The sequence below is a fragment of the Microbacterium sp. UBA7513 genome (assembly GCF_002478345.1).
In the GTDB taxonomy this organism is placed as follows: Bacteria; Actinomycetota; Actinomycetes; order Actinomycetales; family Microbacteriaceae; genus Microbacterium.
In genome coordinates this window covers 58,580-68,093 of record NZ_DLNJ01000008.1, presented here as the reverse complement: position 1 = coordinate 68,093, position 9,514 = coordinate 58,580, and the positions used below count along the sequence as shown (strand labels likewise).

Below are 9,514 nucleotides of genomic sequence, written 5' to 3'. Positions count from 1 at the left end.
GCTCGCCCCTTCGTCGTCTCCGAGGGTGGATCAGCGCTTCGAGTCGTCCGTCTCGACGACGTCGATCGTGATCTTCTCCAGCGGACGGTCGTCGTCGAGCTCGTCGTCGAGGACCTCGTCTCCACGGAAGCTCTCGACGGACGCCTCGACGACGTCGTCCTCGTTCTCGTCGTCGTCCTCGTCGATCGTGGCCTCCGTCAGCGCGATCTCCGTGGGGAGGTTATCGTCGCTGAAGATGCCGTCGGGGCGGATGAGCTCGCGCACCTCGGCCATGAAGCTGGTGAGCTGCTGCTGCTGCCACCGCAGCTGACGGGCGCGGTCCTCGGCGTCGCGGAGGACGGTGGAGGTGTGGCCGGTCACCGCGTCGACGATCTTCTGAGACTTCACGCGGGCACGCTCGAGGATGTCCCGTGCACGGACCTGCGCGTCGGCCTCGATCGCCTGTGCCTGCGAGCGCATGAGCTTCTCGTAGCCGTCGGCCTTCGCGGAGATGCGCTGGGCATGCTCCAGCGAGGCGGTGACCTGCTCGTTCGCGTCGGTCGTGATGCGCTCGGCGTGTGCGACGGCCTGGTTGTGCAGCACGAGGAACTCCTGCTGCGCGTCGTCCTGACGACGGGTGAGGGTCTCCTCGAACTCCAGCACGCGGGCGTTCATCTCGCGCACCTCGCGCTCGGCGTCCGCCCGCAGCTGCGTGGTCTCACGCGTGACGAGGGAGCGCAGTGCGGCAGCGCCCTTCTCGGCCTCGGTGCGGATGGCCGTGGCCTCCTGCGACGCCTGGCTGACCTTCTCCGCGGCGTGGGCTGCCTCGCGCTCGATGCGCGCCTCGTGGGCCGTGTACTCGGTCTCCATCTTCAGGCGCACCTGATCGGCGTCGCGCTGAGCCTGGGAGATGATGCGCTCGGCATCCGCCTCGGCTTCAGCGCGCTGCGCGGCGACTTCCTCGCGGGCCGAGGTCATCAGGCGGTCGGCCTGCACGGCGGCGTTCTGGATGAGAACGTTCGCCTGCTCCTCGGCCACCCGGAGGATCGCCTCGAACTGCTGGCGGGAGGGCGCCTCTTCGCCGTCGGCCTGCGGCATGTCGACGAGCTCGGAGGTGAGCGTCGCCACCTGCTGCTCGGCATCCGCGGCCTTGGCGTTCGCGGCGGCGAGCTCGGCTTCCAGGGCCTCGCGTGCCGCTCGCTCTTCGGCTTTGAGAGCCTCGACCGACTCGGCCTCGCGGGCCTTCGCCTCGGCGACCTCATCGGCGGCCTGCTGGAGCTGGGCGCGCATCGATGCGAGCGCGGCGTCGACCTCGCCCTTGTCGTAGCCGCGGAATCCGATGGTGAACGCCGACGTGGACGTGGACGACGTGTCGCGCGGAGCCGTCTCGATCAGCTGATCGAAGAAGTCCGGCGACCGCTCGTCGTCGCGGGGTGTGCCCGAGGATTCGCTCATGGGTTCAAGCCTTTCTGGCGTGTCCGCGACACGAAGCGGACTTCGTTTCCGTGGACGGGATCGCAAGCTCGGGGGAGGAGGCCCCCGGCATGCGCCACGACCGGGTCGTCATCCGTCCCTGCGGGGCGCGGCGCGCGTCTAGCCTAATTGCGTCACCTGAGAATCGTGACCCTTTATTCCTGGGCCTGCGGGCGAGGATCAGGCCCGGCGGAACCAGCGCGCGTTGCGGTCGTCGAGCTCCGGGCCGCGCTCGAACACGGAGACGGGGCCGTCGCCCACCTCGATCCCGCGGGTCGCAGCCTCAGCGGCCGCGAGGGCGCGCAGCTCCCGCCAGAGGGGCGCGGTCTGCGGGAAGCCGAGGTACTCGCGGAAGGTCTCGACGCGCAGGAGAGTCCCCGCGCTGACGGGAACCAATCGCGCGACGGTGTCATCCGGTTCGACGAAGCGGACGCCCAGCGCGCCGTCCGGGAGCAGCGAGAAGCTCCGGCCTCGCGCCCCGACGACCACGCGCAGCAGCTCCGCCGTGGCCGTCGGGGAGGCGTGGACGAGGAGAGTGGCTCCGAGGTCGGCGAGGATCTCCTCCATCCGCGCGGCGGTGTACCGGGCTCCGGCGCGCTCGCCGGCCGACGATGCGCTGCGCCGTACCCAGCCGCGCAGGAAGGCTGCTCCCACGATGAGGCCGAGGATGACCAGGATGAGGACGAGGATCAGAGCGGTGTCCAGGGCAGCGACCTTCCGTGCTGAACGTCGGTGCGCGTCAGCGCGGGCCGGAGAGATGGTCCAGCTGGAGATCGCCGGAGGCGTTGAGCGCCTGCATGATCTCCTGGATGCGGTGCGGGTCCACGGCCGGCGGCTCCGCCTCGTCGAAGCCGAACTGCAGGGGGATGGCGGGATGGATCCAGACGCTCGCTCGCCGGTCGATGCCGCCCTCGGGAGGCTGCCAGGTCATCATGAAGCTCTCCTGACGACGCAGCTTGGTGGCGATGACGATCTTCAGATGCGCGAGCGTCTCGTCCTCGATGAGGATCGGATCCGAGTGCCCGTCGTACCGGAGTCTTCCCATGGTGCTGACGGTACACCCCCGTGGGGTCTCACGATCACCGGCAGGTGGCGGGCGGAACGGGGCGAAGGGGGTGGCGTTCGCGTGGCGGGGCGTCTGCCCTTGGTACGGTGACCGCGGAGGACACCACGTCCCCTGGGGCCGCCGAGCAAGAGAGAACTTCGAGATGAAGCGCACGTCCCGCTTGCGTCTTGGTCGCATCGGGATCGTCGCCGTGCTCGCGATCGCGCTGGGATCGTTGACACCGGCCCTCACCACGACCGGCTCCGCGACCGCGGCGTCCGACGGCTACATGGTCTATCCGGCTTCGGGCAACATCCAGTCCAAGGTCGGCGACGGATGCCTCGGCAACTATCGTGCGCACGACGGCATCGACATCTCCCGGAACGGCGGGACGCCGATCCTGGCGGCGTATGACGGCGTGATCAAGAGCCGCACGTCGAACGGCGGTTACGGCAACTACGTCGACGTGCAGCACCCGGGCGGCTACGTCACCCGGTACGCCCACATGGCGGCGCCTGGCTGGTACGCGCCGGGGACCAAGGTCTTGCGTGGACAGCAGATCGGCGTCGTCGGGAACACCGGCAACTCCGCCGCGTATCACCTGCATTTCGAGGTGTGGCTGAACGGCAAGGTCTACTCCCAGATCAACCAGGGCTTCACCTGCCTGTCGAACGTCACGCGGGGCGGGACGATTCCGTTGTTCTTCCCGGGTCTCGGGAGCGGCGACCCTGCGAATGTCGGTGCGGGCGACTTCACCGGGGACGACAAAGCCGACCTGCTCGTCGTCGCCGGCAATGGCGACCTGAGGATGCGTAACGGGAACGGGCGAGGATCCTTCTCCGCCCCCACCAGCCTTTTCGGCGCGGGATGGGCTGACTCCCGTCGGCACATCACGCACACGGACTTCAACGGAGACGGCAACGCCGACATCCTCGTAGCCCGCTCCGACGGTGTTCTCGAGTTCTGGGCGGGGACCGGGGCAGGGCAATTCCGGCCAGCGACGACGCCCGGGTCCGGGTGGTACGGGATGAGGCACGTCGCCTCCGGGGCGGACTTCACCGGCGACGGGCGGCAGGACGTTCTCGGAGTGTCCGAAGCCGGAACCCTGATCGTCTATCGGGGGAATGGCGCCGGCGGTTTCAGCCCACCCCACACCACGATCGGTGGGGGCTGGGAGGGCTTCCACTATCTCATCGCCGGAGACTTCGACGGCGATGGTCGAGGAGACATCGTCGCTATCGCGGGAGATGGCGTGCTGCGGCTGTACACGGGTGCATCCGGGCTGCGCGGACCGCGTCAGGTCGGAGTCGGTTGGCAGGAGTTCACGGAAGTCACCGGTGGCGTGGACTACAACGGGGACGGCCGGGCCGACCTGCTCGCTCGAACGGCTGCCGGGCAGCTTTACCTTTACCCCGGTAACGGGACTGGGGGATTCAGCGCCCGGGTTCTCGTCGCCTCGGACGCCGCCGACTACCTCGCGATCGAGTAGCCGCTCGCCGACCGCGCGTATCGTGGGCGCATGACCGCTCCGACCCTCGATGACATCGCGGCGGCGCTGTACGCCGGGCCGCCCGAGGAGTTCACGACCGCCCGGAACGCACGGGCGAAAGGCCTCGACGACCGCGCGCTCGCCGCGGAGGTGAAGGCGCTGCGCAAGCCCGCGGTCGCCGCTTGGGTCGTCAACGTCTTCGCGCAGGAGCGCGCCGCCCAGCTCGGGGAGGCCCTGGCGCTCGCGGCGGAGCTGCGCGAGGCGCAGGAGGATTTGGATGCTGCGGCGCTGGCGAAGCTCGGCCGGGAACGGCGCGCGCTGACCCGGCGCCTTGCCGAGACCGCTGCCGACCTTGCGGGAGCCCGGGGTGAACGCGTCACGGCGGCGACGCGGGATGCGGTGGAGCAGACGATCTCCGCGGCGTTCTTCGACCCGGATGCGGCTGCCGCTGTCGCGTCGGGGCGTCTCGTGCGGGCGTTGGAGCCTTCGGGTAACGCGGACGACCTCCGGGAGGCGGTCGCCGGCACTTTCCCGACGCTGCGGCCGCAGGCCCCGCGTCCTCCGGACGAACTGCAGGAGCGTCGGAAGCGCCGGGATGCCGAGCGTCAGGTGGCGGCTGCGGAGAAGGATCTCGCGGCGGCGGAGCGGGCCCTCGCGAAGGAGGACGAGATGGTGCAGGTGCTGAGTGATCGCGCCGAGGAGCTGGCCGACGGCATCGCCGAGCTGGAGGCGCAGATCGAGACGCTGCATCGGGAAGCCGACCGCGTCGAGCGCGACCGTCCCGCCGCGGAGGAGCGGCGCACCGCGGCCGTGGCGAAGAAGGATGCCGCCGCCGAGGCCGTGCAGGCGGCGCGCGCAGCTCTCGCCGACCTCTGAGCGGGCCTCAGCCCCGGGCGGCGGCCCTCTCTTCGTCGGAGTTCGGTGTCCACCCGAACCAGCCGTCGTCGGACGGGATGACGCTCCAGTCTCCGCAGACGAGGACGGTCTTCGCCTCGTACGCGGCGGGCCCGTCGTCGAACATCAAGGTCGGCGCAGAGGTCCGCTCCGCCTTCACGCAGTCGTCCGGCAGTGTGCCCGAGCTCGTCAGCAGGAGGACGGCGTCGTCGGCGTCTTCGATGGTCGACGTCCGGAGCGTGAGCGCGGTCGCGTCGTCCGGGACCCAGTCCGCGTCGACCGGCGAGTCCGCGCGGAAGGCGCCGGCGTCGTCGAACGTCCGAGTCGACTGCTTGTGCAGGAGATCGTCGACGGCGGCGCATCCACCGAGCAGCAGGGTGCCGCCGAGGAGCAGGGCGGCCTCGGTATCCCGTTCCTGCTCGTCGCTCTCGGATTCGGATGGGCGACGAAGACAATCGGGTTCCTCCGCCGACACATCCGCGTCGTGAACGCCATCGGCGGGGTGCTGCTCCTCGCGCTGGGCGCCTTGATGGTAAGCGGAATCTGGACCGACATCATGTCCCGGCTGACGGCGGTGATGGGCACCGTCATCCTTCCGCTCTAAGACTGGCGAGGCAGCGGACAGTGAAGCGGTGAGTTCCGAGGAGAGCCTCTCGATGGCCGCCGATGCCTGCAGCCCCGATCGGTTTGGTGCAGACGATGTCAACGGCGGGATCCTGCGGTTGCAGTCATCGGGGATCGACTGGCGACCCACAACGGTCGTGGCGCCACCGAGTAGGGAATGAGATGGAAGCTTGTTCGCGCATCGCCCGCGGGGTGGGGAGTGGGCAGCCCATTAGCGATTGGTCATCCACTGCTGTACAGTCAGTGTGTGCTGACTATTACTTCCCGTATCGACGTGATGAACCGGCTTGGCCGGGCGACGGCGGATCCCACGCGCTCACGGATCTTGATGACTCTGCTCGAAGGACCCAGTTATCCTGCAGTGCTTTCGCGGGACCTGGTCCTTACCCGTTCAAACGTTTCGAACCACCTGACATGCCTACGCGATTGTGGCATCGTGGTCGCCGAGCCTGAAGGTCGCCAGACCCGCTACGAGATCGCCGACCCGCATCTTGCAGCGGCCCTCGTCGCGCTCGTCGATGTGACGCTGGCTGTCGACGCGCATGCGCCGTGCGTGGATTCAGCGTGCATGGTGGTTGGTTGCTGCGCGACGGGAGTGGACGCGTGAGCGCGGCGTGCGGCTGCGAGCACGAGCCCTCTAGTACTGCTGACGAAGAATCCGACGCGGTCGAGCAGCCCTGGTGGCGAGACCGCGGGATCATGGTGCCTGTTTTCTCCGGCATAGCGTTCCTGGTCGGACTGATTCTCGAGTGGTCGGGTCAGGAGATCCCGGCGCTGGTACTGTTCTGGATCGGCCTACTGCTGGGTGCGTCGACGTTCACGCCCGGTGCGATTCGGAAGCTCTTCAAGGGCAAACTCGGCATCGGGCTGCTGATGACAATCAGCGCCATCGGAGCAGTCGTCCTCGGCTACGTGGAGGAGGCCGCGGCCCTGGCGTTCTTGTACTCCATCGCTGAGGCACTCGAGGACAAGGCGATGGACCGCGCCCGCGGCGGGCTGCGTGCACTGCTCAAGCTCGTACCGGAGACAGCGACCGTCTTGCAGGGCGGCACTGCCGTGCACGTCCAGGCGAGAGAGTTGATGGTCGGTCAGGTCATGGTTGTCCGACCGGGCGAGAGGATCGCGACCGACGGGATCGTCCGCTCCGGTCGCTCCAGCCTGGACACATCGGCTATCACTGGCGAATCGATCCCGGTCGAGGTCGAGCCCGGCGATGTGGTCTCGGCCGGCGCGATCAACAGTGTCGGTGCACTGGAGGTCGAGACAACTGCGGCCGGCAGCGACAACTCGCTCACCACGATCGTTGAGCTGGTGGAGAAGGCGCAGACGGAGAAGGGTGAGCGTGCTCGTCTAGCCGACAAGATCGCCCGACCGCTGGTGCCAGGCGTTCTGATCCTCGCGGCGCTCGTCGCGATCATCGGTTCGGTGCTGGGCGATCCTGAGGTGTGGATCACCCGCGCGCTTGTGGTACTCGTTGCGGCGTCTCCGTGTGCGCTCGCGATCTCGGTACCGCTGACGGTCGTCGCCGCGATCGGTGCGGCGAGCAAGTTCGGTGTAATCATCAAGTCCGGTGCTGTTTTCGAGCGCTTCGGTACGGTCCGCCACGTTGCCGTCGACAAGACCGGCACACTCACCCGCAACGAACCGGCAGTCACCGCCGTCCTCACCGCGAACGGCGTGACGGAGGCTCAGGCCCTGGCGTGGGCGGCAGCGTTAGAGCAGCACAGCACGCATCCTCTGGCTGCCGCGATCACCGCAGCGGCCCCGGGTACTCTGGCGGCTGCCGATGTGACCGAGCAGCCCGGGCACGGCATCGACGGCACCGTTGACGGATCGAGAATCACCGTCGGCAGCCCCCGCTGGCTGGACGCCGACGACCTGACGGACCGGGTGGCGGGGCTCGAGGAGCAGGGCATGACCGTCGTGATCGTGCACCGTGACGGGTCCCCGGTCGCCGCGATCGGCGTTCGCGACGAGCTGCGTCCCGAAGTCCCCGACGTGGTCCGGACGCTGACAAGACAGGGCATCGGCGTGACGATGCTCACCGGCGACAACACCCGCACCGCTCGTGCACTGGCTGCGCAGGCCGGCATCACTGACGTGCGAGCCGAGATGCGCCCCGAAGACAAGGCGGCCGCGATCGGTGAGCTGTCGAAGGCAGGGGCGGTCGCGATGATCGGCGACGGCATCAACGACGCTCCGGCCCTCGCTGGCGCGGACATCGGTATCGCGATGGGCGCGACCGGCTCCGACGCGGCGATCGAATCCGCGGACGTCGCGTTCACCGGCCATGATCTCCGCCTCATCCCACGGGCGTTCGATCACGCCCGCCGAGGGCGACGGATCATCAACCAGAACATCATCCTGTCGCTGCTGATCATCACGGCACTGCTCCCGCTCGCACTCTTCGGAGTGCTGGGGCTCGCGGCCGTCGTCCTGGTCCACGAGGTCGCGGAGGTCATCGTGATCCTCAACGGGCTGCGAGCCGCCCGCGCACACACTCCGCGGCTGGAAAGCTGATGCTCGCAACCATCGGATCAGCGATCGGCTTGTTCGCAGCGACCAACATCGACGACATCGTCGTGCTCACCGTGCTGTTCCTCGCCTCAAGCCGGGGGAAGCCCCGGCCCTGGCAGATCGTCGCTGGCCAGTACCTCGGGTTCATCGCCCTCGTCGTGATCAGCGTGATCGCCGCGCTCGGCCTCACGATCGTCCCGGACGAATGGGTCGGTTTCCTCGGCCTGATCCCGCTCGGCATCGGTATCTGGACGCTTGTCGCCGGCCTGCGCCGCAACGGCGATGACGATGACGACGACGCCAAGATCACCGCGGTTGGAATGTGGGGTGTTGCGGGGATCACGATTGCCAATGGGGCGGACAATATCTCTTTGTACACGCCGATCTTCCGCACCACCGCACCCGGCGACGTCGCCGTCATGATCGTCGTGTTCCTCGTTCTCGTCGCCGTCTGGTGCGCCGCTGGACGGCTGATCGGCACCAACAAGGCTGTCACTGAGGGGCTGGAACGCGTCGAGCACTGGCTCGTCCCGGCCGTGTTCATCGGTCTGGGTCTGTTCATCCTGATCGAATCCGGCGTCATCGTTCGTCTGATTGAGGTCCTCGCATGACGTCGCCCGAGGCAGAAGCTCGCCCGTCCGCTCCGCGGAAATTGTCGCCGGCACAGCGCTGGCAACTCACTGGCGGAGCGCTGCTGATCGCCGCGGTTGTTGTTCTGATCGATCAGGGAACGAAAATGTGGGCGGAAGCAAGCCTCACCGAACGCGAGCGCATCCCCCTGATCGGGCGGCCTGGCTGGTTGCAACTTGCTTACAACCCCGGAGCGGCATTCTCCTTCGGGGAGGGCTACACCTGGGTCTTCGCGCTACTCGCCGTCGCCGCCACCATCGCAGCGATCGTATTCGCACTCCGAGTTCAGCGCCCAGGTTGGGCGATCATCGTCGGCGCGCTCGGCGGAGCTGCAGCATCACACGCAGGCGATCGTCTCTTTCGGGGCCTGGATTCGCCCGCGGACATGTCGTGGACTTCCTCGCCTATGGGAACTGGTTCATCGGGAACATCGCCGACATCGTGATCTTCGCAGCGGCGATCGCGGCGCACTCCTAGTCTCGGCGACCTTCTGCGGCAGCGACTGGACCAGCCCTCCGACGCGCGTGACCTCCGCGGCTTTGGCCGCTTCGTTGCTTTTGACTCGTTGGAAATCGTCCCAACCGAGATAGGACGCCGCGTACGGGGCGGACACGCCGGAGGTGATGCCGAAGCTGGCGAGAGCAACGGCGCTGAGGGCGCGATGTCCGAGCGCCCCGCGCCGGCTGATACGCAGCTTCCAGAAGGAGTCGCGTTCAGCGGGGGTGGGCGCGCACCCGCAGTCCTCGGATGATGCAGCTGCTTCGTTCGCGATGTGGGCGTTCACGCTTTCCCTTCTTTCAGTCGCATGGATAACGTGTTCGCGCGTCCATCGTCTCCTGGGGGGCTGCCGCTTCCGTGGCACC

General features: G+C 68.1%; 10 protein-coding genes and 1 pseudogene. 7 read left to right on the top strand and 4 right to left on the bottom strand.

The genetic code is table 11. The features are described 5' to 3' along the window. Positions 1-30: 30 nt before the first annotated feature. The 3 genes from B2W79_RS04720 to B2W79_RS04710 form a co-directional block, all read right to left on the bottom strand. Positions 31-1,434 carry a cell division initiation protein gene (locus tag B2W79_RS04720; protein ID WP_292787514.1) on the bottom strand — a complete coding sequence of 468 codons (1,404 nt, stop codon included), beginning with the start codon at positions 1,432-1,434 and terminating at the stop codon, positions 31-33. Positions 1,435-1,632: 198 nt separating this feature from the next. Next, positions 1,633-2,106: a hypothetical protein gene (locus B2W79_RS04715; protein ID WP_143049229.1), complete on the bottom strand. Its 474-nt coding sequence runs from the start codon at positions 2,104-2,106 to the stop codon at positions 1,633-1,635. Positions 2,107-2,191: 85 nt separating this feature from the next. Then, positions 2,192-2,497: a hypothetical protein gene (locus tag B2W79_RS04710; RefSeq protein WP_071327690.1), complete on the bottom strand. Its 306-nt coding sequence runs from the start codon at positions 2,495-2,497 to the stop codon at positions 2,192-2,194. A gap of 163 nt (positions 2,498-2,660) precedes the next feature. Between B2W79_RS04710 and B2W79_RS04705 the strand changes: the two genes are divergently transcribed. Both B2W79_RS04705 and B2W79_RS04700 read left to right on the top strand, forming a co-directional pair. Continuing rightward, on the top strand, positions 2,661-3,986 hold the full coding sequence (locus B2W79_RS04705) for a VCBS repeat domain-containing M23 family metallopeptidase (protein WP_071327689.1): 1,326 nt from the start codon (positions 2,661-2,663) through the stop codon (positions 3,984-3,986). 30 nt (positions 3,987-4,016) lie between these two features. Next, entirely contained in the window at positions 4,017-4,862 is an 846-nt protein-coding gene (locus B2W79_RS04700) for a transposase (RefSeq protein ID WP_292787510.1), read from the top strand. A 7-nt stretch (positions 4,863-4,869) separates the two neighbouring features. On the opposite strand, the gene B2W79_RS04695 is transcribed toward B2W79_RS04700, so the two are convergent. Then, positions 4,870-5,355, bottom strand: a complete 486-nt coding sequence (locus tag B2W79_RS04695; RefSeq protein ID WP_292787600.1) for a hypothetical protein — start codon at positions 5,353-5,355, stop codon at positions 4,870-4,872. On the opposite strand from B2W79_RS04695, the pseudogene B2W79_RS04690 reads away from it, so the two are divergent. From B2W79_RS04690 to B2W79_RS04670, 5 genes and pseudogenes are all read left to right on the top strand, one after another. Next, positions 5,278-5,484 (top strand): annotated as a pseudogene (locus tag B2W79_RS04690) (cytochrome c biogenesis protein CcdA); the annotation flags it as partial. The gene B2W79_RS04695 and the pseudogene B2W79_RS04690 overlap by 78 nt on opposite strands. A gap of 267 nt (positions 5,485-5,751) precedes the next feature. Continuing rightward, the gene (gene cmtR, locus B2W79_RS04685; RefSeq protein ID WP_292787508.1) at positions 5,752-6,111 is read left to right on the top strand and encodes a Cd(II)/Pb(II)-sensing metalloregulatory transcriptional regulator CmtR; all 360 of its coding nucleotides are present in this window, start codon (positions 5,752-5,754) and stop codon (positions 6,109-6,111) included. Further along, positions 6,108-8,024, top strand: a complete 1,917-nt coding sequence (locus B2W79_RS04680) for a heavy metal translocating P-type ATPase (RefSeq protein ID WP_062635479.1) — start codon at positions 6,108-6,110, stop codon at positions 8,022-8,024. Before cmtR ends, B2W79_RS04680 begins: the two co-directional genes overlap by 4 nt. Then, complete coding sequence (locus B2W79_RS04675) at positions 8,024-8,632, top strand: cadmium resistance transporter (protein WP_029266243.1); 609 nt, start codon at positions 8,024-8,026, stop codon at positions 8,630-8,632. The genes B2W79_RS04680 and B2W79_RS04675 overlap by 1 nt, the downstream gene beginning before the upstream one ends. Next, the gene (locus tag B2W79_RS04670) at positions 8,629-9,096 is read left to right on the top strand and encodes a signal peptidase II (protein ID WP_231868230.1); all 468 of its coding nucleotides are present in this window, start codon (positions 8,629-8,631) and stop codon (positions 9,094-9,096) included. The genes B2W79_RS04675 and B2W79_RS04670 overlap by 4 nt, the downstream gene beginning before the upstream one ends. Positions 9,097-9,514 lie beyond the last annotated feature (418 nt).